Annotated in this window: 22 protein-coding genes and 1 tRNA gene; 14 read left to right on the top strand and 9 right to left on the bottom strand. The window is 55.9% G+C overall.

What is annotated here, in order from left to right:
- Positions 1 to 82: 82 nt before the first annotated feature.
- Positions 83 to 1756, top strand: coding sequence for a M28 family peptidase (locus tag VEV40_RS14665; protein ID WP_324833361.1), 1674 nt, complete (start codon positions 83 to 85; stop codon positions 1754 to 1756).
- A 19-nt stretch (positions 1757 to 1775) separates the two neighbouring features.
- Positions 1776 to 2306, top strand: a complete 531-nt coding sequence (locus VEV40_RS14660) for a hypothetical protein (protein WP_324833359.1) — start codon at positions 1776 to 1778, stop codon at positions 2304 to 2306.
- Between the two features lie 3 nt (positions 2307 to 2309).
- On the opposite strand, the gene VEV40_RS14655 is transcribed toward VEV40_RS14660, so the two are convergent.
- Positions 2310 to 2504 carry a hypothetical protein gene (locus tag VEV40_RS14655; RefSeq protein ID WP_324833358.1) on the bottom strand — a complete coding sequence of 65 codons (195 nt, stop codon included), beginning with the start codon at positions 2502 to 2504 and terminating at the stop codon, positions 2310 to 2312.
- Positions 2505 to 2634: 130 nt separating this feature from the next.
- Between VEV40_RS14655 and VEV40_RS14650 the strand changes: the two genes are divergently transcribed.
- From VEV40_RS14650 to VEV40_RS14640, 3 genes are all read left to right on the top strand, one after another.
- On the top strand, positions 2635 to 3240 hold the full coding sequence (locus tag VEV40_RS14650) for a PadR family transcriptional regulator (RefSeq protein WP_324833357.1): 606 nt from the start codon (positions 2635 to 2637) through the stop codon (positions 3238 to 3240).
- Positions 3241 to 3268: 28 nt separating this feature from the next.
- On the top strand, positions 3269 to 3394 hold the full coding sequence (locus VEV40_RS14645) for a hypothetical protein (RefSeq protein ID WP_324833356.1): 126 nt from the start codon (positions 3269 to 3271) through the stop codon (positions 3392 to 3394).
- Between the two features lie 338 nt (positions 3395 to 3732).
- Positions 3733 to 4161 carry an OsmC family protein gene (locus VEV40_RS14640; protein ID WP_324833354.1) on the top strand — a complete coding sequence of 143 codons (429 nt, stop codon included), beginning with the start codon at positions 3733 to 3735 and terminating at the stop codon, positions 4159 to 4161.
- A 26-nt stretch (positions 4162 to 4187) separates the two neighbouring features.
- Here the strand turns inward: VEV40_RS14640 and VEV40_RS14635 are convergent, their stop codons facing one another.
- A complete protein-coding gene (locus VEV40_RS14635) occupies positions 4188 to 4436 on the bottom strand; it encodes a hypothetical protein (RefSeq protein WP_324833353.1) in 249 nt (82 codons plus the stop codon).
- A gap of 135 nt (positions 4437 to 4571) precedes the next feature.
- Here VEV40_RS14635 and VEV40_RS14630 point away from each other — a divergent pair.
- Positions 4572 to 4658: transfer RNA gene (locus tag VEV40_RS14630), tRNA-Leu, on the top strand.
- A 121-nt stretch (positions 4659 to 4779) separates the two neighbouring features.
- Here the strand turns inward: VEV40_RS14630 and VEV40_RS14625 are convergent.
- Entirely contained in the window at positions 4780 to 5271 is a 492-nt protein-coding gene (locus VEV40_RS14625; RefSeq protein ID WP_324833352.1) for a YcxB family protein, read from the bottom strand.
- Positions 5272 to 5336: 65 nt separating this feature from the next.
- Complete coding sequence (locus VEV40_RS14620) at positions 5337 to 7226, bottom strand: M61 family peptidase (protein ID WP_324833351.1); 1890 nt, start codon at positions 7224 to 7226, stop codon at positions 5337 to 5339.
- 40 nt (positions 7227 to 7266) lie between these two features.
- Between VEV40_RS14620 and trpC the strand changes: the two genes are divergently transcribed.
- From trpC to VEV40_RS14585, 7 genes are all read left to right on the top strand, one after another.
- Positions 7267 to 8061 carry an indole-3-glycerol phosphate synthase TrpC gene (trpC, locus tag VEV40_RS14615; protein WP_324833350.1) on the top strand — a complete coding sequence of 265 codons (795 nt, stop codon included), beginning with the start codon at positions 7267 to 7269 and terminating at the stop codon, positions 8059 to 8061.
- Between the two features lie 4 nt (positions 8062 to 8065).
- Positions 8066 to 8731 (top strand): phosphoribosylanthranilate isomerase, encoded by a 666-nt coding sequence (locus VEV40_RS14610; protein ID WP_324833349.1) that lies wholly within the window; start codon positions 8066 to 8068, stop codon positions 8729 to 8731.
- Positions 8732 to 8758: 27 nt separating this feature from the next.
- On the top strand, positions 8759 to 9967 hold the full coding sequence (gene trpB / locus VEV40_RS14605) for a tryptophan synthase subunit beta (protein WP_324833347.1): 1209 nt from the start codon (positions 8759 to 8761) through the stop codon (positions 9965 to 9967).
- Between the two features lie 3 nt (positions 9968 to 9970).
- Entirely contained in the window at positions 9971 to 10750 is a 780-nt protein-coding gene (trpA, locus tag VEV40_RS14600) for a tryptophan synthase subunit alpha (RefSeq protein WP_324833345.1), read from the top strand.
- Positions 10751 to 10821: 71 nt separating this feature from the next.
- Positions 10822 to 11145, top strand: coding sequence for a chorismate mutase (locus VEV40_RS14595; RefSeq protein WP_324833344.1), 324 nt, complete (start codon positions 10822 to 10824; stop codon positions 11143 to 11145).
- 2 nt (positions 11146 to 11147) lie between these two features.
- The gene (gene aroF, locus VEV40_RS14590) at positions 11148 to 12167 is read left to right on the top strand and encodes a 3-deoxy-7-phosphoheptulonate synthase (RefSeq protein ID WP_324833343.1); all 1020 of its coding nucleotides are present in this window, start codon (positions 11148 to 11150) and stop codon (positions 12165 to 12167) included.
- A gap of 3 nt (positions 12168 to 12170) precedes the next feature.
- Entirely contained in the window at positions 12171 to 13052 is an 882-nt protein-coding gene (locus VEV40_RS14585; protein ID WP_324833342.1) for a prephenate dehydrogenase, read from the top strand.
- A 106-nt stretch (positions 13053 to 13158) separates the two neighbouring features.
- On the opposite strand, the gene VEV40_RS14580 is transcribed toward VEV40_RS14585, so the two are convergent.
- A complete protein-coding gene (locus VEV40_RS14580; RefSeq protein ID WP_324833340.1) occupies positions 13159 to 13728 on the bottom strand; it encodes a response regulator transcription factor in 570 nt (189 codons plus the stop codon).
- Positions 13729 to 14403: 675 nt separating this feature from the next.
- On the opposite strand from VEV40_RS14580, the gene VEV40_RS14575 reads away from it, so the two are divergent.
- Positions 14404 to 16323: a CocE/NonD family hydrolase gene (locus tag VEV40_RS14575; protein WP_324833338.1), complete on the top strand. Its 1920-nt coding sequence runs from the start codon at positions 14404 to 14406 to the stop codon at positions 16321 to 16323.
- Between the two features lie 60 nt (positions 16324 to 16383).
- On the opposite strand, the gene VEV40_RS14570 is transcribed toward VEV40_RS14575, so the two are convergent.
- The 4 genes from VEV40_RS14570 to VEV40_RS14555 form a co-directional block, all read right to left on the bottom strand.
- The gene (locus VEV40_RS14570) at positions 16384 to 16872 is read right to left on the bottom strand and encodes a hypothetical protein (protein WP_324833336.1); all 489 of its coding nucleotides are present in this window, start codon (positions 16870 to 16872) and stop codon (positions 16384 to 16386) included.
- 43 nt (positions 16873 to 16915) lie between these two features.
- Complete coding sequence (locus VEV40_RS14565; RefSeq protein ID WP_324833334.1) at positions 16916 to 17542, bottom strand: response regulator transcription factor; 627 nt, start codon at positions 17540 to 17542, stop codon at positions 16916 to 16918.
- Between the two features lie 10 nt (positions 17543 to 17552).
- Entirely contained in the window at positions 17553 to 20612 is a 3060-nt protein-coding gene (locus tag VEV40_RS14560; protein WP_324833332.1) for a sensor histidine kinase, read from the bottom strand.
- 94 nt (positions 20613 to 20706) lie between these two features.
- On the bottom strand, positions 20707 to 21519 hold the full coding sequence (locus VEV40_RS14555) for a tetratricopeptide repeat protein (RefSeq protein ID WP_324833330.1): 813 nt from the start codon (positions 21517 to 21519) through the stop codon (positions 20707 to 20709).
- Positions 21520 to 21687: the final 168 nt, after the last annotated feature.

The following is a 21687-nucleotide window of genomic DNA, read 5'->3' as shown; positions in this document are numbered from 1 at the left end:
CGTAGCCATTCTGTAGCAGAATAGTTATTTCTACGGTTATCGAGAAAGCCCACGCTGTTTTCGTCGCTTCCAAGGAGCATCCATGACTCAGTCTTTGGCTCGATCTCTTCATCTGATCTGCGTCATTACAATCCTCTCCGCAGCAGTTGCTGCGGGTCAGGCCCAGGTTCCCGTCATTCCCGGAGTTCCCGACGCCGCGCGTAATGCTGCCGACAGCATCGACCCCGAGAAGATACGCGCGCATGTCCGTTTCCTTGCAAGCGATCTGCTGGAAGGCCGTGGGCCCGGTTTGCGCGGAGGGCAGCTCGCCGCCGAATACATCGCGACGCAGTTCGCGCTCGACGGACTGAAGCCCGCAGGCGATAACGGGACGTACTTTCAGAAAGTACCGCTCTATGCCGTGCACACCGTCGAAGACCAGACGACGGCGTCCTTCGTTCCGCAAAACGGTCAGCCGATCCCTCTCACGTACAGCGAAGACTATGTCACCAAAGACCAGACCGGAACAGCGTCCGCTGAGATAGACGCGCCCATCGTCTTCGTCGGATACGGCATCGACGCGCCCGAATATCACTGGAATGACTACGCAGGCGTCGACGTGAAGGGCAAAGTCCTGCTGGTGATTGTGAACGAGCCGCCTTCAACAGATGAGAGCTTCTTCAAGGGCAAAACGATGACCTACTACGGCCGCTGGACTTACAAGTATGAAGAAGCATCGCGCAAAGGCGCACTCGGCGTGCTCATCATCCACCGCGAAGACCTGGCCAGCTATCCGTGGCACGTTGTTCGCGACTCACAGGCCATTGAAAAGTCGTATCTGCAGGGCGATCCGACAGCAACGCTGCAGGCGGCAAGCTGGATCCAGCACGACGTAGCCCAGAAACTGCTGACCGCCGCGGGACTGGGCAACGTCGATGCCGTCATCGATTCCGCCGGCAAGCGCGGTTTCCACGCAGTTGAATTGCCGGTACGCTTCAAAGCGCATATTGCCAGCAAGGTTCGTCACTACGAATCCGACAATGTAATCGGCGAGGTTCCCGGCGCGCAATCGGGACAAGCTGTCCTCTACTCGGCGCACTACGACCATCTCGGCATCGATCCTGACGCGAAGGGCGACCAGATTTACAACGGAGCGGCGGATAATGGCACCGGTTGCGGCATCCTGCTGGAGCTTGCGCGGGCTTTCTCCGAAACGAAGCCGCCGCACAGCATCTACTTCGCCTCGGTTACTGCCGAAGAGCAGGGACTGCTCGGCTCGCAATGGCTCGGCATGCACCCACCGGTTCCCGCATCGCAGATCACTCTCGACCTGAACTACGACATGCTGAACCCCATCGGCATTCCCACGGCAACAGAACTCGGCGGAGCTGAGCGCACAACTTTCTACCCTGAAGTGGAGAAGACAGCGAAGGCTTTCAACCTGGCCATTGAGCCAGATCAGTTCCCCGGCGCGGGACACTATTACCGTTCCGACCATTTCAGCTTCGCCCGAGTTGGCATACCTGCGTTCTCCATCGGTCAGGGAACCACTTTCGAGGGCCATCCACCCGAATGGGGCAAACAACAGATGGAAGACTTCACCGCCCATCGCTACCATCAGCCCTCTGACGAATACAGGCCGGACATGGACTTCCGTGGCGATGCAAAGATGGCGCAATTCGGGTTCATTCTTGGGTGGGAAGCCTCGTCGCTGACGCATACAATCGGATGGCAGCCGGGCGACGAGTTTGAAGCGGCCCGCAAGAAGGGTAATTAGGTCCTGTTAAGGAGGCAAGATGAAGCGGCAGTTACGGCATGGCGTTGTTGTCATGGCCCTGCTGCTTCTCTTCGCTTTTGGCGGGCGCGCGCAAAGCACCACGCAGCCGGCGCTGCACCATCGCGGCGATCCCAGCACGACCGACCATCCCGTGGTTGTGCGGCAGGGCAAGACGAATTCTTTGATTCCCGAGGACGCCTCCGGTGAATACATGCTGGGCCGTCCGGGTGAACTGATTCAAATCACCATGCAGTTTGGCGAGTTGAGCGGCTACGTCTCACGTCGAGGCGATGAGGAAAGCGACAACGGGACACCACTGACCTTCTTCTTCGACAAGACCTCGCTTCAAAGACAGGATCTGAAATTCACCACACGGCAAATTCACGGCGTCTGGTATTCGTTTCAGGGAACCATAGTCCGCGGCTCTGGCAAAACACGCGAGGAAGACGGCTACTACCTGCTTAGCGGAGAGTTGGTCGAGCATGACAACGCCCAGAAGACCGAGTCACGCAGGACGGTCAGCCTGAAATCCGGGCGGCAGCTGGGATAGAGCTCACATGGATTGCGAATGGACTATCTTCTGAGCTTCACGATCCAGAGAAAATTTGCCTGGCTCTTTCTCCGCAAGTTCTTTTAAATCATCTACTTCCTTGCTTACGCGAGGAGAAAAATAAATCCACGCTCCGATTGCCACTCCAGCAATCAAGCCGCCTGTAAATCCACGCCAATAATCAATTCGCTCCATCATCTTCTTTGAGAAGTATGGTCACATTGCAGCGGTTGCCCTGCTTTATTTAGATATATCTAAAATAGCTTGACAGTGCAGAATATCCGATATATTTTTAGATATATCTTAGAAAGTCTAAAGAGGATTGTTTATGTTTCAACAAAAATGCAGTGAACACGAAGGATATGCAGCCTGCGGGCCGCGGTACTGGAAACACTTTCGCGGACGCCATGGCTGGTTCGGCGAAATGGGCGAGGCCTGGGGGCGCCAGGGGCACCGCTTCGGCGGCGAATTTGGCGGACGGCTGTTTGACACCGGTGACCTTCGCTTTGTGATCCTGAAATTAATCGCCGAGAAGCCGAGCTACGGCTACGAAATCATCAAGGCCATCGGCGAGCGCCTGTCTGGCGTCTATGCGCCTAGCCCCGGCGTGGTCTATCCAACGCTGACCATGCTGGAGGAAGAGGGCTTTGCCACTGTCACATCAACTGAAGGCGGGAAGAAGCTCTACGCTATCACCGAAGCAGGCCAGGAGGAACTGAAAGCCAATAAGCCGCTGGTGGATGCTATCTTTGCCCGCATCGAGAAGGTTGGCACCGCTTTTGGCCGAGGACGTTCGCCGCAGATCATGCGGGCCATGCACAATTTCAAGCTCGCGCTCAAGTTGCGTTTCGCGCAGGGAGACCTAACCAAGGAGCAGATAAGCAAAATTGCGGAGATTATCGATGCTGCCGCCAAGCAAGTTGAGTCCATTTGAACCGCAGCCTGTTCAGGAAGATGCAGGCATGAGCCTGAAGGACCAGATCGCAGAGCTTGAGGCCAGAAACCTGCACCTGCAAACGTTAATCGTAGAACTGCTGGACAAGAACGAGCAGTTGCGCCGCAAAGTGGCTGAGGCTTTATCTCAGTAGTAGTCCGCACAACTGAGGTAATAGCCGCAGCACTCGCAGATGAGCTTGCAGCGGTACGCCGTCAACTGCGTCGAGCAGTTGGGGCAATAGACAGAATGATGCTGCATCGGGTCACTCTGTGCCTGGGGCTCAGTAACGTGTGCTTCGGGTTCCGGCAACTGCGGATACACACGGCAAGGTTACAGAAAATTCATCAAAGATGACAGCGCCTTCCGTTTTATGAACCAAAGACGCACATTCGACGCTCGCAGTATGGATTGATATGCTCGAAGCTGCATCGAAGAAATTACGACGCACATAAAAGCGCACTAATTTCCTTCTGAGTGAAAGGAGCAATCATGGAACGTACAGCGAGCGCCGTCTGGAAGGGCGGACTGAAAGACGGCAAGGGCGTGATTTCATCGCAGAGCGGCGTTTTGAAAGAAACGCAGTATTCCTTCAGCACCCGTTTTGAGAACGGCATCGGCACCAACCCCGAGGAACTGATTGCAGCGGCCCACGCCGGCTGCTTCACCATGGCGCTGAGCGCCCAGTTGAGCAATGCAAACCTGACGCCTGAATCGCTTGAGACGTCTGCCTCGGTCAAGTTCGAGAAAACGGATGAGGGCTTTACCATCACCGCTATCCATCTTAAAACGCACGCCAAAGTGCCCGGCGCAAGCGAATCAGCTTTTGAGACGGCCGCCCAGAATGCCAAGAACGGCTGCCCGATCTCACGCCTCTTCAAGGGAAACACGGAGATTACGCTTGACGTTAAGCTGGTCTGAATTCGTATCCGCAACGACGCCACAGCTCAGGCTGTGGCGTTTTCACTGTGGGAGCGAATGTAATCGCGCATCTCGCGATTGATGCTCGTCGCCTGTTTCACGCCATCGTCCAGCATCTGCTGCCACTTTCGCGCATTCTCATCCAGATTCACCATGCCAAGCAGGTAGCTTGTCTGCAGGATCACCTCAAGGGCATTGCTCAGATCGTGGGATAGCCGGCGCAATTCGAGCGCCTGGGCTGATGGAATCATTTGCGGTTTTTCATGGTCGGTCATGGCGGATCCTGCGGGGAAATTAGCGCAGTGAGGGGCGACAATCAGCGCCCCGGCAGTTGCGTTGACACAATTTTAGCGGCAAAGTAATCTAAAAATTGCTGCTCGTCCAGCCGTTCGCGCTGGACTTCTTCCCGTGCCGAAGTGGCGGAATTGGCAGACGCGCATGGTTCAGGTCCATGTACTCGCAAGGGTGTGGGGGTTCGAGTCCCTTCTTCGGCACCAAATAAATAAATCTCACCTTATTGATTCTACTAGCGGGTTGTATAGCTAAAAAGTCTCTGCTCATAGCACTGAGCCCGTTTAGTATCAGCTCGTGAAGCTGAGCGAAAGCCCTGTTAAATAACTAGCTAATCTGAGTGCGAAAAATCCCTCGCAGTTGCTCCAATTCGGCTTCGTCAAGGCCACGCTTTGTAAAAACGCGGAACGACTTTCCTTTCGTTAAAGTGAAAACCTCCTCCCCTTCTTTCCAGCCACTATATTCACTCCATGGCATAAAGCTGGTCGCCCCTGTAGAAAAGCTTGCGGAGATTCCTTTCCCATCGATGGATGCAGAGCCCTTTGTATCGCTCAGCTCTAAAGCGGCTTTTCGCACAGCACCCTGCGTACGAAACCAATAGAGCCAGAGCAAGAAAGCTGGGATCAGTAGCAGGCCTAACGAGGCAGGTTGGATGGGCTTACCGGCAATTAATCGCGCTCCTTCGGCCGATAAAATTACAATAAGTAAGAGAGTTGCATACCAGTTAGCTAAGAAGACTTTCGGCCAATACATCCTGCTACGGTTTAGCCTTATCGCTTGTGTCAATTCGTCCGGTGTAATTTCTGTACGTACCTGCATCCTTATCCTTGTCGACGGGGCACAACTCAAACCTACAATAATTTCAGCTCATTCATATCCGCAATCTATTTCTTTGCCGCAATCGGCTGCACGGCTGTCATGGGCTTGGTGATGTCGTCCAGCAGCGCGGGCGTGCCTTCTACCCGCTGCAATTCGGGATACTTCTCGCCGTCGTGATAGTTCACATCGATTGGGTAGATATATGTATCCGATTGGACGATCAGGTGGATTGGCTCGGAGCTGCCTTTCGCCTGCTTGATGGCGTCACGGAAGTCATCGGTTGAGAAAATGCGTCCATTCACGGCAATCACTTTCTCGCCCGGCGCGAGCTTCGCCTCGTCCGCAGCGGAATAGACGCGCACGTCTGAAATCGTTCCGTCATGGCGCAGATGCAATCCGACGGAGAACCACGCGTCGACATTGCCTCTGATCGACAGTTGCGCGCGCTCGTAGCTTGTCGGCTTATCGGTATAGACGAGCTTATAGCCGCCGTGTTCGATGCCGGCCAGGTTGGCGTGCGGGCTCAGCGTAGTGATGCGTTCATGCAGGAAGCTTGCCCAGTCATTGGGCACGACTTCATTGAGCGTCTTCACCAGCTCATCGAAGTCGTAGGGCACAACCATGGGCCCGGTATTGCTGCCTTTACCCAAAAAGAGCACGCAAAAATCGTGCAGGGACTTCTTGTCGTGGGTCATCTGGCGGATCGTCGTGTCTACGTCGAGCCAGAGCAGTTCGCCTTCGTCGTAGTAGTCCTGTCCGCGCCGCCAGTTCGACCACGCGGGATTGCCGCCGCGCAGGATGGATGCTGCAACCGCTGTGTCTTCAGTATTGCGCCAGGTGCGGCCAGGGCGATTGTCATAGGTCGCTGCGACAAGGGCAAGCGATTCGCGGTACTGCTCCGGCGTGAGGAAGCCCGATCGTGCCGCCAGCACGTTGCCGAGATACTGCGTCATGCCTTCATAGACCCAGAGCAATTTCCCCTGCATAGGGGTGGCATAGTCCGGCGTGGCCAAGCCTTCGGGACGGCGGTATTTGCCATTCCACGAATGCGTGAACTCGTGCGGAAGGAGGTCGGCTTCCAGCATCGCATGCTCGTCGTCGGCATAGCCTTTTTCGCCTACTCCGTTGTCTGAAGACTGGTGGTGCTCGAGGCCTTCGCCGCCGGCATAGTCGGATAGCGTGAGCAGGAAGTGATAGCTGTTGTAGTGATGGGAGCTGTACATGGCCGCAGCTTCATGAACGAGGTTGTTGATCGCGGTCAGGAATTGCGGGCGCAGATCAACGTCTTCAGGCGCGTCGCCGGCCACGTCAAGAAAGTGCTTCGGTGTGATGTCTGGCGCCAGCGGGATTTCCTTAAAATACTTGCCGGTGAGAACGGGCGAGTCTTCGAGCATCTCGACGGTGAGAGGCGCGAAGTGCGTAGTGTTCCCATCAGTGCCGGTCGGTGAAAGCGCGGTGCCCACGCCCCAACCCGCGGGGACCTTGACCGACGGCTGAATCTGGATTTCCCGGACAGGGATGCCGGCGGGATAGAGCAGAAATTTTTCCCATTCCAGCATGGCCAGCTTGTCGGAAACGCGCGCGGTCACAATGGCGTCAACGTGGACTTCGAGGGTCGAGACGCCTTGCGGTATCGTCAGGTGAAAGGCGTAGAGATCTACATCGTCGCGGCGCCACGGCAGCGCCTGGCCATTTGCGCGAAAGACGATTCCCGTCAGGTCGCTGATGGGCCCTGTGGGGCGATGGTTGCCGGGGACCCATTTAACCGCAGTGAGTGTGAGCGCTCCGGGCTGGACCGGGATCGTGAGGTCCGCATGCCACAATTTGCGCGGCGCTTCAGAAAGATCAGCCGTGATGGTGATGGGTGCGGCGGCGAAGGCAACGAACGTGGTTGTCAGCAGGAATGCGTTCAGAAGAAGAGCGCAGCGCATATGCGCGACAGAGAACCTGGGCATTAAAGGAAATCCTCTGTCAAAAGTTATACTAGTATTTACCGTGCATCTCGAACGCATTCTCGCTCAGACCCGCGCTACGGTTGCCGAGCGCAAGCAGCGCGTGTCTCTGCGCGAACTGGAGCAGCGCGCTACGCGGCACACGCCGCGAGGATTTGCGCGAGCTTTGCGGGAAAAGGCACAGGAAGCGCCCGCGATTATTGCGGAGCTGAAGAAGGCTTCGCCATCGAAAGGGCTGATCCGTGCAGATTTTGATCCTCGCAGTCTCGCTGTGGAACTGGCGGGGGCGGGGGCGGCGGCTTTGTCGGTGCTGACCGATGCGCCTTTCTTCCAGGGAAGCCTCATGAACCTGGAAATTGCATCTGTCGCGGTTACGATTCCCTGCCTGCGCAAGGATTTCATGGTGGATGAATACCAGATGGTGGAAGCACGGGCGCATGGCGCGGATGCGATCCTGCTGATTGTCGCGGCGCTGACGGATTCTGAGTTGAGGACCCTCAAAAACGCCGCTCGTCGTTATGACCTTGATGTTTTGTGCGAAGCGCATTCAGCCGAAGAGTTGGCGCGGGCACGCGATCTAGGGTGTGAAGCGTATGGAGTAAACAACCGCAATCTGAAGACATTTGAAGTGCGGTTGGAAAACGCAATCGATCTTGCTGAAAATATGCCAGCCGATGCAGTGCGGGTGGCCGAGAGCGGCATTCATACAGCAGACGATATAAAACGCCTGCGCGCGGCTGGATATCATGCGTTTCTTATTGGCGAATCGCTGATGCGGCAGCCATCGCCGGGCGCGGCGCTTGCACAACTGCTTCATCCTGCGGCTGCGCGGGTGTAATGCCATGTGGATCAAGATTTGCGGCAACACAAATCTCGAAGACGCTCTGGTGGCGGCTGAAGTTGGCGCCGACGCCATCGGCTTTGTGTTTGCGGAAAGCCCGCGGCGCGTAACGATGGAACAGGTGAGGACAATTACGCCACATCTGCCCGAGACGCTGGAAAAATATGGCGTGTTTGTCAATTGGGATTTTGAACAGATCGTGCGCGCGGTTGAGAAAGGCGGGTTGACTGGGGTACAACTGCATGCCAGCCGCGATCCGTTGTTAGCTCCGAAATTGCGGGAGCGTTTCGGGGATGCGCTGAAGATTCTGCGTGTGATTCACTATGCCGGTGACCTGGGAGCGCAGTTGAAGGCAGCGCAGGCTGATCTGAGTATTGACGGTGTGCTGGTGGATTCGCGCACGGCCACGATGGTTGGCGGAACCGGGATTCAGTTTAACTGGCAGACCGCGCGACGCAGTTTTCGGGAATCGCAGCTTCGGTTAGTTGCAGCAGGTGGATTGAGCCCGGAGAACGTGGCCGCGGCGGTTCACACTCTACAGCCATGGGGCGTGGATGTATCGAGCGGCGTCGAATCCGCTCCAGGCAAAAAAAACCCGTTCCGAGTGAAAGCATTTGTCAATTCGGCAAAGGCGGCAGCAGATGAGATCACGGCCTCACCACGATGACAACGTAAGCTGCATAGGAGGGTGTTTATGAGCACGGCGACACAACCAGCTACGAATGTAATCGGCCGTTTCGGCGCGTATGGTGGACGCTACGTGCCGGAAACTCTGATGGCCGCGCTTGAAGAACTCGATCACGCCTACGCGGAGGCACAGGCCGATCCCGCTTTTCATGCGGAGCTGGATTTGCTGCTGCGTGACTATGCGGGACGCCCGACGCCGCTTTACTTCGCATCTCGTCTGACGGAACAGCTTGGCGGCGCGAAAATTTACTTTAAACGCGAAGACCTGCTGCACACCGGCGCGCACAAGATCAACAACTGCATCGGACAAGGTCTGCTCGCGCGGCGCATGGGCAAGAAGCGCATCATTGCTGAAACCGGAGCGGGGCAGCATGGAGTAGCGACAGCGACCGTCTGTGCACTCTTCGGACTCGAATGTGTTGTCTACATGGGCGAAGAAGACATGCGGCGGCAGGAGCTGAATGTCTATCGCATGAGACTGCTGGGCGCTGAAGTGCGCGGCGTCAGTTCCGGATCGAAGACACTGAAAGATGCCATCAACGAAGCGATGCGTGACTGGGTCACGAACGTCCGCACGACGCATTATCTGCTGGGCAGCGTGCTGGGCGCGCACCCGTATCCGATGATGGTGCGTGATTTTCATCGCGTTATCAGCAAAGAGGCGCGTAAGCAGATTCTCGAAAAGGAAGGCCGTCTGCCAAATGCGATCATTGCCTGCGTGGGCGGCGGATCAAATGCTATCGGCGCATTCTATGAGTTCATTGCAGACAAGGATGTCCGGTTGATAGGCGTAGAAGCCGGTGGACGCGGCACGGCGCTTGGCGAGCACGCCGCGCGTTTTCAGGGCGGATCGCCCGGTGTGCTGCAGGGAACCTATTCCTATGTACTTCAGGATGAAGCCGGTCAGATTGCGCTGACACATTCTGTCTCCGCCGGACTCGACTATGCGTCGATAGGTCCGGAACACGCGATGCTGCATGACACCGGACGCGCCGAATATACATCGGCCACGGACGCGGAAGCGCTGAACGCAACTGTAACGCTGGCGCGCACGGAAGGCATTCTGCCCGCGCTTGAAAGTGCGCACGCAGTTGCCGAGTGCATCCGGCTCGCGCCAACGCTGGCGCGGCATGACATACTAATAGTCAATCTCTCAGGACGCGGCGACAAAGACATGGGCATACTCGCGCGCGAACTGAAGCTCAAGGGCGCATAAGTCATGCCGATTCGTTTCAACAGCAAGCCGGGACTGGTAGTCTATCTGACGGCTGGCGACCCGGATTTGCCAACCACGCGCGAGATTGCCCTCGCCGCGATTGACGCGGGCGCGGACGTGCTTGAGTTGGGTGTGCCCTTCAGTGATCCGCTTGCCGACGGCCCGGTGATTCAGCGCGCCAGCGAACGCGCCGTGAAGAATAGCACAAAGCTGTCAGATGTTCTCGCTTTGGCTGCCGACGTCCGCCGCGAGCGTCCCAGCGTAGGGCTTGTTATCTTTTCCTATTTCAATCCTGTTCTGCGCTTCGGACTTGAGCGCTTCTGCGCTACCGCGAAGGAAGCAGGTGTGGATGGCGTGCTCATCACCGACATGATTGTCGAGGAAGCAGACGAATACCTGGAGCAACTGCGTCGCCATAGCATCGCTCCCATCTTTCTGGCCGCGCCCACCAGCCCGGACGAGCGCCTGCAGCGTATCGCACAAGCTTCAAAGGGATTCGTCTACGCTATCTCGCGCACCGGCATCACGGGCACGCAGCAGAAACTTGCTTCTGATGCTGAACAACTGGTCAAGAGGCTGCGCAAATTTACTGATTTGCCTATCGCGGTCGGCTTCGGCATCTCGAATGCGGAACACTTCGCGACCGTGGGCGAGTTCGCGGATGCGGCGGCCATCGGCAGCGCGATCGTTGCCTTGATTGAAAAATCCACGCCGCAAGAAGCGCCAAATTCAATCGGGCGATTTATCAGGGGTCTGCGTCAACCTGTGGCGCTGGCCCATTAATTCCGCTTCAGAATTTCCAGGCAATTCAACTCCGCACAGGCGCATAATATGCGCTCGATGGAAGGGCATACATGGACATTGAAGACTGGCGCAGAAAAATCGACGCAATCGACCTGCAGATCGTGGCGCTCCTCAGCGAGCGCGCCGTTGCGGCTCATGCCATCGGCAAGCTGAAAGAGGCCACCCATCTGCCCGTGTATGAACCGAACCGTGAGCGCATCATCTTCGACCGTGTGCGCGCAGCCAACAAGGGCCCCCTGCCTGACATTGAGCTGGTGCATATCTACGAGCGCATTATTGATGTAATGCGGGCGCTGCAAACGGAGGAATTGGCTTCAGAAAAATCGGCGTCCGCCCAAGGGCAGAACGCGCGCGCAGGGGAGACAGGAAAGTAATCATGATCGTTGCCATGCAGGAGCATGCGTCCGAGGAACAGATACAGCATGTAACGGAGCGCCTTCTGGAACTGGGCTTCAAAGTCCATCGCACTACCGGCGCTGTACAGACCATCCTTGCCGGGGTGGGAACGCCGACGGCTTTCGACGTAAAAGATTTCCAGGTGCTGGATGGCGTAGCTGACGCTCATCGCATCTCGTCGCCATACAAGCTTGCAGGCCGCGGGTTTCGCCCGGAAGGCACAGTCATTCGCTTTCCCAACGGAGTTACCGTAGGCAACAAAGAAGTTGTCGTAATGGCTGGACCGTGTTCAGTGGAAAGCCGCGAGCAGATCTTTGCCGCCGCTGAAAAGGTGAAGGCTGCAGGTGCCAAATTCCTCCGCGGAGGCGCTTTTAAGCCACGCAGCTCCCCTTACTCCTTCCAAGGAATGGGACTCGAAGGACTTAAGCTGTTGCGCGAAGTGGGCGACGCGACCGGACTGCTGATCATCAGCGAAGTGATGGAGATTTCACAGATTGAGCTGATGATGCCTTACGTTGACGTCTTCCAGGTAGGTGCGCGCAACATGCAGAATTTCAATCTGCTGCGTGAGCTGGGGCAGGTGCGCAAGCCGGTGCTTCTCAAGCGCGGCATTGCAGCCACGATTGAAGAGTTGCTGCTCTCAGCGGAATATATTCTCTCCGGCGGCAATTACGAAGTGATGCTCTGCGAACGTGGTATTCGCACATTTGAAACTTATACACGCAATACGATGGACATCTCTGCGATCCCGGTCATCAAGAAGCTTTCACATCTGCCGATTCTCGGCGACCCCTCGCATGGCGTAGGTCTTCGTGATAAAGTCCCGGCCATGGCGCGCGCCGCAGTTGCAGCAGGCGCGGACGGTCTGCTGATTGAAGTCCATCCTAATCCTGAAAAGGCCGTTTCCGACGGCGCGCAGACGCTCTATCCCGAGCAGTTCGCCAAACTGATGCAGGAGCTGAGGGTGATTGCTTTCGCTGTCGAAAGGACCATCGAGTAAGTTATGCCCATCGAGCGCATTGCCATTCTCGGCACAGGACTGATTGGCACGTCAGTGGGAATGGCGCTGCGCCGGAACGGATTTACCGGGACCATTCTCGGTTGGGACCGTGAGGTCGTCCAGGCCGCTATCGCTCTAGGCCGCGAAGCAATTACCGAGATTGCCAATGACCCGGAAACGGCAGCGGAACAGAGCGACGTGGTCCTGCTCAGCGGTCCGGTATTCAGCATTCTGGAATGGCTGGAACAACTGGCTCCAATTCTGCAGCCACATCAACTTGTCACCGATGTTGGCAGCGTTAAGCGCATTCTCTGCGAGCGCGCTGCTGGACTCTACAACCAGCCAGGCAAGGCGGGATTTCTTCCCGGACATCCCATGGCGGGTCGCGAAGTGAGCGGGGCGGCCAATGCCGATGATGAGATTTTCCGCGGTGCGGTATGGCTGTTTACTGAATGTGCGAACGATTCCGGCATATCGCCGGAAGCACGCGCGAAAGCGACAGAATGGCGTGCGTGGGCGCAGAAGTTTGGCAGCCGAACTGTCGACCTCGATCCTGTGAGGCACGACGAACTCTGTGCATGGGTGAGCCATCTGCCGCAGTTTGTCTCGACGGCGTTGAGCGCTCTACTTGAAGATACATTCCCCCACGATGAAGAACTGCGCGCCATTGGCGGCCGCGCGTTGCGGGAGATGACACGGCTCGGCGCGAGTCCATACTCCATGTGGCGCGACATTGCGCACACAAACACAGAAGCGGTTGCAGCAACCTTGCTGGCTCTGGAACAGCGGCTAACACACCTGCGCGAGCATCTGAAGACCGCTGAGCTGCGCGATGAATTCGAACAGGCCAACCGTTTTCGACTGGGCGGCCCGCGAAAGCCATAAAGCGCCGCTTTTTTGCGCAATTTCAGCCGCAATTTATGCCAAAAATGAAAGAAATTAGCGCGGTTTTTGTGCTTTAGAGGCGCTTTTGAGAACACTTGGACGTGATCTACAGCTTTATTGACTGCGAGACATAGGTTCGTCCCTGGACAGCTTCGCGGATAGCCGGGATGAGGTCAGTTAAAACGCGTGACTTGGTGACGTAACCAGAAGCCCCAGCGGAAAATGCAGCAGCAACAAAATAGTTGTCCGCATGTACAGTCAGAAACACGACTCTGGTCCGGCAGTTGATCCCGCGCAATTGGTGGACTGCCTGTAGTCCGTCGAGAATGGGCATGGAGATATCGGTCACAAGGACGTCAGGGTCGAGGCGCTGCACCTCCGACACCGCATCTTGCCCATTGCTTACAGCGGCCACAACTTCAAAGTCATGGTCAAGCGCTCCGCGCACACGATTCAGAATTACTTCGTGATCGTCAGCAAGTACAATGCGAATTTTACGGTTGCCGTTCATGCGGCACCAGTTTTGATTATGTACGCCGATCGTCATCGCCGCGCTCCCCGCGATCGATTGCAGGGAGCGCGCTTTGAGGCGGGAGATGAGCAACATGGCATCTGTGGGAACGTTCCAATCTTGACAATTCTGCTCGAGACGATGCAGTTCCAGCTGTGGAAGCATAGGAGGCAAATGCTATCGGAGCTTCCGTCCTGGTTCCCTCTAATCACGAAATGGGGATTGTATTCCATACTGGCTGAATATGAATGTGGCATGATTTAAGCCATCTTTGGAGTAATCCTGGAAACAGTATGAACTGTTGGATCTCCCGCCTGCGTCGTTAAGATCCTCTTGCAAGCATTGATGAGCAGACTTGGACGCGCTACGCCATATTGAAGGTAGAGCACGGGGATATTGGGATAGCAACCGTGTATACAGTCGATGAATGCGGACCTTTCACGTTCGGAGAACGATTGCTCCAAAATGATTAGGTCGGGCTGCATGGAAAAGGTCAGGGAGACAGCTCGACCCAGACTCTCTGCATATGTTGTTCGAAAACCCGCGGTTCTGAGAATCTCCCCGCGAAGCCTAGCCGCAATGAGGCTCTCATCTCTGGAAACGAGAATGATCTGCTGGTTCAAGGCGACTCCCAGGTGGTTCATTTAGCGCGATAGGATTTGCTGTTCCATGGTCGCGGATCATGCATGCGCGGCCTTATCCTAAACATCCAACTCTACGTCTATGAAAACAGGCTGTAGAGCGTTATATTGCGCCAAGTGTGTTTTTTCATCCGTTCTGGGCTGTCAGCTAGTTATCCGTTAGACTGTCTTTTTCCGATTCGTCCATCACCGAGGTGTCATGAAGAAAGCCCGTTTGACTCACTTAATTTTGCTGTGCCTTGCTCTCATCACGCTTTCTATTCAAGCAACGGCGCAGGAAAAGCCTGCTACTCCCGAAGAAGATTACGTCAAGGCCCATTACACCAAGCACGAATACCGCATTCCAATGCGCGACGGCGTGCATCTGTTCACGTCTGTTTATGTGCCAAAGGACACATCGCAGAGCTACCCGTTCCTGATCGACCGCACGCCCTATAGCGTTGCCCCTTATGGCGAAGATCAATACAAGAAGAACCTTGGGCCATCCGACGAATTCGAGAAGGCCGGCTATATATTCGTTTACCAGGACGTGCGTGGGCGCTATATGTCCGAGGGAAAGTTCGTCGAGATGCACCCGCACATCGACGACAAGAAGTCACCGCAGGACGTGGATGACAGCTCCGATATGTATGACACGCTCGAGTTCCTGTTGAAGCACGTGCCGAACAACAATGGCAAGGCAGGCATCTGGGGAATTTCCTATCCGGGCTTTTACACATCGGCCAGCATTATTGACTCTCATCCAGCGCTGAAGGCAGCATCGCCGCAAGCGCCCATGACCGACCTCTTCATGGGTGACGACGCCTATCACGGCGGCGCATTCATGCTGGATGCCAACTTCGGCTTCTACACTTTCTTCAAGCCATTTGCCGAGCCTTCATTGCCGAAGCGTGAGGTTCCCTTCAGCATGGGCACTCCTAACGCCTATGACTTCTACTTGCAGGCCGGCCCGACGGAAAACCTTGACAAGAAATATCTGAAGGGTTCGAACCCTCTCTTCAACGACCAGCTTTATCACACCACCTACGACGACTATTGGAAGGCGCGCGATCTCGCGCCACACATGAAGAACGTGAAGTGCGCTGTGCTGGTCGTCGGCGGATGGTTCGACGCGGAAGACCTTTCAGGCCCATATAAGACCTTCTACGCGATCAACAAGTTCAATCCCGAAACGCCCACGACGCTGGTGGAAGGCCCATGGGTGCACGGCGGATGGGCGCGCAGCGATGGTGACCATCTTGGCGACGCGGAGTTTAACGCGAAGACGGCCGAATTCTTCCGTAAAAACATTCAGTTCCCGTTTTTCGAGTACTACCTGAAGGGCAAAGGCTCGCCAATGCCGAAGGCTTACGTCTTCGAGACAGGAACCAATGTCTGGCGGACTTATGATTCGTGGCCTCCGCCGCAGGCAAAGCCGAAGATGCTCTATTTCCACTCGGACGGCAAGCTCTCTTTTGATCCGCCTGCCGCGAAAGAATCCTCAGATGAATACGTTAGCGATCCAGCCCATCCGGTTCCGTTCGTCGGATACACGACCGACACTGTGCCGCAGCGCTATATGGTCGATGACCAGCGCTTTGCCGCGACACGAACTGACGTACTTGTCTATCAGACTGATCCGTTGACGGAAGATGTGACGATTGCCGGACCTATTTCTCCCAAACTAAAAATAGCAACCACAGGCACAGATTCTGATTTTGTGGTCAAGCTGATCGACGTGTATCCCAATGACTATCCTGATCCGGAGGAAGACAGCCATCCGGGCAAGCGCGTTCTGGATGCGCCTCCGCTGCGCATGGGTGGCTATCAGCAACTACTACGCGGCGAGCCGATGCGCGCAAAGTTCCGCAACAGTTGGGAGAAGCCCGAAGCCATGGTTCCGGGAAAAATGACGGACGTGGATTTCACCATGCCCGACCTCAATCACACCTTCCGCAAGGGACACTGCATCATGGTGCAGGTGCAGAGCTCATGGTTCCCGCTGGTGGACCGTAATCCGCAAACCTTTACTGACATTCCCCATGCGATGCCAGCAGACTTCAAGAAAGCAACCGAGACGGTCTTTCACGATCAGGGTGCAGCGTCAGGGGTAGAAGTGCTGGTCCTGCCTCAGCAGTAAATCAACAGATCGATCCCAGGTCTCAAAATCGAGACCTGGGACACCCGCACCACATCCGCTTCAATTTCCTATCTGATAGGAGAACGTGAACCGCCCGATCTGAATCAGGGACTTGTCTCCCGGGGGCCAGATGCGGAATGACTCAACTCGCGTTATCGACGCGTTTCTGACCGCTTCCACGCTGCCGACAGGCTTTCCGCTGGCGGCTTCATAGAAGCTGACGGCGAGCGAATCTTCAGTATTGTGTTTCCAGCCGATCAGGTACTCGCCCGCATTCAGTTGGAAATCGCCAATTTTCATCGGCGTCTGGGCGATGAAGAAGTGCGAGTACTTGCCTTCAGCGGAATATCCAGCCGTAATCAAAACCACGCCGGCAACATATTTTCCCTTGCCATCGGTGATCCCAGAAGCCGTCCGCAATTCTGTTTCGATGCGCTCCTGAATGACCGGCGCGCGGGGTGGGATCAACGCCTTCAATTCTGAGTCTGTAGCAATACGCCACGCCCCGCTCTTGGTCTCCTGGGCCGATATCCCGACAACAGCTGTCATGAACAAAAGTAAAAAAAACAGCTTCGTGATTGTGGTTCTGATTTCAGTCAAGGTGAACAATCCCCCGTTGCAGGGCCGTGGTTGCGGCCTGCGTTCTGTCGTTCACTCCCAGTTTGCTGAGAATGCTGTTGATATGCGTTTTCACCGTCGCTTCGGAGATGAATAACTCTCCGGCGATTTCCTTATTGCTGCGTCCAGCCACAATCCGCTTCAGCACGTCCAGTTCGCGAATGGTGAGCGATGGGCCGCCCATGCGCTCGGCGAGACGCTCGGCCACCACCGCGGGAATGCGCGTTTTGCCAGCATGAACAGTGCGTATTGCGTCGGTCAGTTCGTCCGCGTTCATGCCCTTCAGCAGATATCCCTTGGCCCCGGCTTGCAGAGCGCGATAAATGTCTTCATCGCCATCGAATGTCGTCAGCACAATGATGCGCGCGGCAGGAAATTCATGGCGGATCTCGGTAATCGCATCAACCCCATTTTTGTTAGGCAAGCGAAGGTCCATCAGCGTAATGTCTGGGCTATGCTTGCGGTATAGCTCCACAGCCTGCACACCGTCTGCCGCCTCAGCGACGACTTTCATGTCGGGGAGCGTCGCGATCAGGGCAACCAGCCCCTGCCGCACAATGTGATGGTCATCCACCACCATAATCTGAATCAATTCAGCCATACGCTCCTTTTCAAATTGCGACTTCAACCTGGATTTCTGTTCCCTTGTCCTTTGCGCTCACAACGGTGAAGCGCGCGCCGATCTGTTCCGCGCGCTCGCACATACCTGTCAGTCCAAAATGTCCGTTCTTTAAAAGCTCGTTGGGATCACCATCAAAGCCATGACCGTCGTCTTGAATGGTCATGCGCAGCAACTTGTCCTCAAATAACAAGGTGATATTGGCAGTCCGGGCCTGCGCATGGCGCACGACATTTGTGATCGCTTCCTGGCCGATGCGCAGCATCTCCGCTTCAACACGCGCGTCAATGGGGCGGAATGTTCCACTCACCTGCACGCGTGCCTTCACGCCGCTGCTTGCCGTAATCCGTTCGGCGGAACGAGTAAGAGCTGAAGCCAGATCGTTCTGCGTAGTTCCTTGTGAGCGCAGGTTCCAGATCGAACTGCGGGCCTCAGCGATGCACTCGCGCGTCAATGCGCGCGCCTGCTCCAGATGATCCTTTGCCGCGTCAGTAGAAGTAGTCAGCAGCCGCGCTACCACCTCCAACTGCACCGAGACGGCGACAAAGCCCTGCGCCAATGTGTCATGAATCTCACGCGCGATGCGGCTGCGCTCAGCCAATACAGCGCTGAACTGCGCTTCGACAGTCCGCACTCGCCACTGGTAAATGGCATAAGCCAGGAGCGATGCGCATGCCGCAAGCAGAAGGTAAAACCAGTATGTCTGATAGAAGCGCGGGAGAAGCTGGAAGCTGAAGGCGGCATCCTGCTCGCTCCATACGCCGTCATTGTTGTAGGCCATCACATGAAAGGTGTGGCGTCCGGGAGGAATGTTGGTATAGAAGGCCACACGGCGCGAACCTGCGTCCACCCAATCTCGGTCCAGCCCGTCAAGTTTGTAACGGAAACGGACTTTCTGTGGTGCAACGAAGCTCAACCCCGCATATTGAAACGCGATACGCGTGTGTCCGGGCGCAATTTTCGTTTCGCTTTGCATCGGCAGCACAGCATCGTCCACTGACACCTGCTCAATGGCCACCAGCGGAGGTACATGGTTCACCGGCATGTGCGCGGGATCGACGGTGGCAGCTCCGCGCAGCGTTGCAAACCACAACGTCCCATCCTTCGCTTTCCATGCCGCGGGGTGGCCGCCGCTGCTGCACTCGCTGATGCGCATCCCGTCCGCGGTGCCATAGACATCGGGAGAAATTGATCCAGCTTGACCTGCCGCCATGGCGTGAAACTGCTTTTTGCTGACGCGAAAAACACCCTTACTCGATCCAAGCCAGAGGTTTCCATTGCTGTCATCGAGGATTCCGTAGATGTCCTGCGGCAATGCTTTCGCCGCCAGGAAATTCACAAATTTACCGTTGATTCTCGCATTCAGTCCGCCGCCATTCGTGCCGATCCAGAGAGTTCCATCCGCATCCTGATAAAGCGCGGTGATTACGTTGCTCGAAAGCCCCTGCCGCGTGGTGTAGTTCGTGAAGCTGCCATTCGCATAGTGGGTAAGGCCGCCGAGCGTCCCAATCCAGTAGCTGTTGTCCCGGTCCTCAATCACAGCGCCTACCAAGTCGCTGCCCAGGCCGTCCATCGCGGAATACGAAGTAAATTTTCCGTTCTGATAGAGGGACAGCCCATGACGGGTGCCGACCCAGAGAGCTCCGTTGCGGTCGGTGTAGAGTGAGCGGACAAAATCGTCGGCGAGTCCGTCGGCAGAAGTGAATACCGTGTCCTGGTTTCCTCTCACGCGATTGAGGCCATCAGGGGTTCCGATCCAGATGCCGCCGCTTGCATCGTCGGCCAAAGCAAGGGCCACGTTGCTCGACAGGTTGCTGGCGGTAGTCAGCGTCGAAAATTTTCCATTCGCAAGCTTGCTGACGCCGCCATTGTTGGTACCCACCAGCATTTCACCACGATGGTCCTCAAAAACAGATCGCACCAGGTCGTCTGTTAATCCGTCCTGCGTCGTGTATGTTGTGAATTTTCGATCACGCAGGACGGCAACGCCGCCTGAATCCATGCCAAGCCATACACTGCCTTCGCGGTCTTCATAGAAAGCCAGCACCAGACTGCTCGAAAGGCCTTCTTTAGGAGTGAGAGCGGAAATATGACCGCCAAAGACGCGGGCGGCCCCGCGATCTGTAATCGCCCATACAGCATGTTCGCGATCCTCAAACAAGCTCGTGATGCGGTTTCCCGGCAATCCATCGTGCTCAGTAAAGGTGCGCGTCGTTTTGCCATCATACTCATCAAGCCCGTTTGCCGTGCCGATCCAGAGATGACCGTCCGATGTGCTGTGCAGGCAGGTAATGTCTGCACCCGACCCGTTGGACAGATGAAACTCAGTTGGCCCACCGCTGGAAGAAATGACCCTCAATCGGGCATGTGTCCCGATCCATATGCGGCCAGAAGCATCTGAGGCCAGTGCCTGGATCGGCTCTCCTCCCGCGATGGCTGTTGTAACAGCGCCACTGCCGGGACCGATCTTCAGCAGGCTGTTTCCGGAATTCACCCATAGCGAACCGTCAGAAGATTCGGCAATCGCGCTCGTAGCTGACAATCCTTGCGGAAATTCAATCGGCTGAAAATGTCCATCGATAAATTTGCCCAGACCTGACGTGGTCAGCGCCCACAGACGCCCGTCGCGACTCTGATATACAGACCAGACTGAATTGGCAGGGAGTCCTTCGCTTGTCGTGAACAGTTTGAACACGCCATTTTGAAACCGGGTAAGGCCGCCGGAAGCGCCGATCCACAGAGCGCCTTGTCGATCTTGAAAGAGGCTGTAAATCAGGTTGCTGCCAAGCTGCGGAGTGTTTTTCTTGTCGAAAATGGCGAATTGCGCGCCGTCAAAACGCACAAGCCCGTCTTCAGTTGCGAACCAGAGATGGCCGTCGCGCGTTTGCAATACGGCATGGACGGTGTTCTCGGGCAGGCCATCATCGGTCTGCCATGACTGGTAGCCATAATGCCGGAGCGGATAGTTTGGATCGAGCCCGGCAGCGGGGTGGCCTGCCAGAAGAAGCAGTCCGGTGCAGCAGATGCTCCAGAAATGGCGAGGAATGGGCATGTAGTGCGTTTAACAGGAATATACACACCCAACAGGGGGGAACACACTCCATCAAAAGGTGGAGAAATGCTTTGGGCGAATGCAATTCGAGAAGCTACTGGCGTTTGTCCGACATCAATTGCTGAAATTCGGGTACATCATGAAGGATCGCAAATTCTTTGTCGTCAAGGATTTTTTTACGGTCGGTGAACCCTTCATCGATCGCTTTTCGCAGGTATACCAGCGCTTCAGTCTTTCTGCCCGCTTCGGCATAGACTTTGGCCAGCAGATAATTGAGGGTTGCGATCTCATGTGTAGGTCCGGTTTCGGCAATCCTTGCAGCGGGGTCGCTTTCAAAGACATTGGGATCGAGCGACAGCGCCGTGCGATAGCATTCAGCGCCTTTCTTGGTTTTACCTTCCGCCAGATAGGCTGTGCCCAGGTTACTGTAGAACATCGCTGACTTAGGGTTCAGCTTAATGGCTTTCTTGTAAGCCCTTTCTGATTCGTGGAAGAGCTTTTGTCCGTAATAAACCGCACCCATGTTATTCCACGCTTCAGAATACTTGGGATTCAGCTTGATGGCCTTTTCATAATCTTTCTGCGCATCTCGCAAATTGAACATATGGTGGTTGGCGATGCCCATCTTGTTCCATAACACGGCTGAATCGAGCGGCGCCTGCCGGTAAGCATCAAGCGCGGCAACGTAACGCTGGTGCGCCATCAGTATGTCGCCCTGCACCTCGGGCGTAATCGCAAAATGCGGTGTTTCGTCCACAGCTTTCATTGGAGGCTGTTGGGCATAGCTGCCTAATGCCATGAAGGCCGGCGTTTGCGCCATGGGCTGTAGAGTAAATACGCATGTAAGGGAAGCAAGGGCCAGCCCGGCGAATGTGCGTGAAGTCAGCGAGGAACGAAGGTCTACCATGACTGCCTCCTCAAGATGCAATGAACCAATTGCATCCGGCCAGGCACGCCCAGAACTGGGGGCCCGCAGCCATCTCGCCTTTCGGCTGAAAGGCGGCACGGTGTGGTGTCCGGGTAGACCCGGCCTTTGGCTAAGGATTTTAGCGCAAATTAGCCGCAAAAAGCGAAC

Origin of the sequence: Alloacidobacterium sp. (assembly GCF_035631355.1) — a bacterium.
GTDB lineage: Bacteria > Acidobacteriota > Terriglobia > Terriglobales > Acidobacteriaceae > Alloacidobacterium.
The sequence above is the reverse complement of the archived record's forward strand: the minus strand, read 5'-3'. Positions and strand labels throughout refer to the sequence as shown.

What these genes read in the sequence shown, in the direction of transcription:
- VEV40_RS14665 (WP_324833361.1), top strand. Translation starts at nt 83, where the DNA reads ATGACTCAGTCTTTGGCTCGATCTCTTCATCTGATCTGCGTCATTACA.
- VEV40_RS14660 (WP_324833359.1), top strand. Translation starts at nt 1,776, where the DNA reads ATGAAGCGGCAGTTACGGCATGGCGTTGTTGTCATGGCCCTGCTGCTT.
- VEV40_RS14655 (WP_324833358.1), bottom strand. Translation starts at nt 2,504, where the DNA reads ATGATGGAGCGAATTGATTATTGGCGTGGATTTACAGGCGGCTTGATT.
- VEV40_RS14650 (WP_324833357.1), top strand. Translation starts at nt 2,635, where the DNA reads ATGTTTCAACAAAAATGCAGTGAACACGAAGGATATGCAGCCTGCGGG.
- VEV40_RS14645 (WP_324833356.1), top strand. Translation starts at nt 3,269, where the DNA reads ATGAGCCTGAAGGACCAGATCGCAGAGCTTGAGGCCAGAAACCTGCAC.
- VEV40_RS14640 (WP_324833354.1), top strand. Translation starts at nt 3,733, where the DNA reads ATGGAACGTACAGCGAGCGCCGTCTGGAAGGGCGGACTGAAAGACGGC.
- VEV40_RS14635 (WP_324833353.1), bottom strand. Translation starts at nt 4,436, where the DNA reads ATGACCGACCATGAAAAACCGCAAATGATTCCATCAGCCCAGGCGCTC.
- VEV40_RS14625 (WP_324833352.1), bottom strand. Translation starts at nt 5,271, where the DNA reads ATGCAGGTACGTACAGAAATTACACCGGACGAATTGACACAAGCGATA.
- VEV40_RS14620 (WP_324833351.1), bottom strand. Translation starts at nt 7,226, where the DNA reads ATGCCCAGGTTCTCTGTCGCGCATATGCGCTGCGCTCTTCTTCTGAAC.
- VEV40_RS14610 (WP_324833349.1), top strand. Translation starts at nt 8,066, where the DNA reads ATGTGGATCAAGATTTGCGGCAACACAAATCTCGAAGACGCTCTGGTG.
- trpB (WP_324833347.1), top strand. Translation starts at nt 8,759, where the DNA reads ATGAGCACGGCGACACAACCAGCTACGAATGTAATCGGCCGTTTCGGC.
- trpA (WP_324833345.1), top strand. Translation starts at nt 9,971, where the DNA reads ATGCCGATTCGTTTCAACAGCAAGCCGGGACTGGTAGTCTATCTGACG.
- VEV40_RS14595 (WP_324833344.1), top strand. Translation starts at nt 10,822, where the DNA reads ATGGACATTGAAGACTGGCGCAGAAAAATCGACGCAATCGACCTGCAG.
- aroF (WP_324833343.1), top strand. Translation starts at nt 11,148, where the DNA reads ATGATCGTTGCCATGCAGGAGCATGCGTCCGAGGAACAGATACAGCAT.
- VEV40_RS14585 (WP_324833342.1), top strand. Translation starts at nt 12,171, where the DNA reads ATGCCCATCGAGCGCATTGCCATTCTCGGCACAGGACTGATTGGCACG.
- VEV40_RS14580 (WP_324833340.1), bottom strand. Translation starts at nt 13,728, where the DNA reads ATGCTTCCACAGCTGGAACTGCATCGTCTCGAGCAGAATTGTCAAGAT.
- VEV40_RS14575 (WP_324833338.1), top strand. Translation starts at nt 14,404, where the DNA reads ATGAAGAAAGCCCGTTTGACTCACTTAATTTTGCTGTGCCTTGCTCTC.
- VEV40_RS14570 (WP_324833336.1), bottom strand. Translation starts at nt 16,872, where the DNA reads ATGACAGCTGTTGTCGGGATATCGGCCCAGGAGACCAAGAGCGGGGCG.
- VEV40_RS14565 (WP_324833334.1), bottom strand. Translation starts at nt 17,542, where the DNA reads ATGGCTGAATTGATTCAGATTATGGTGGTGGATGACCATCACATTGTG.
- VEV40_RS14560 (WP_324833332.1), bottom strand. Translation starts at nt 20,612, where the DNA reads ATGCCCATTCCTCGCCATTTCTGGAGCATCTGCTGCACCGGACTGCTT.
- VEV40_RS14555 (WP_324833330.1), bottom strand. Translation starts at nt 21,519, where the DNA reads ATGGTAGACCTTCGTTCCTCGCTGACTTCACGCACATTCGCCGGGCTG.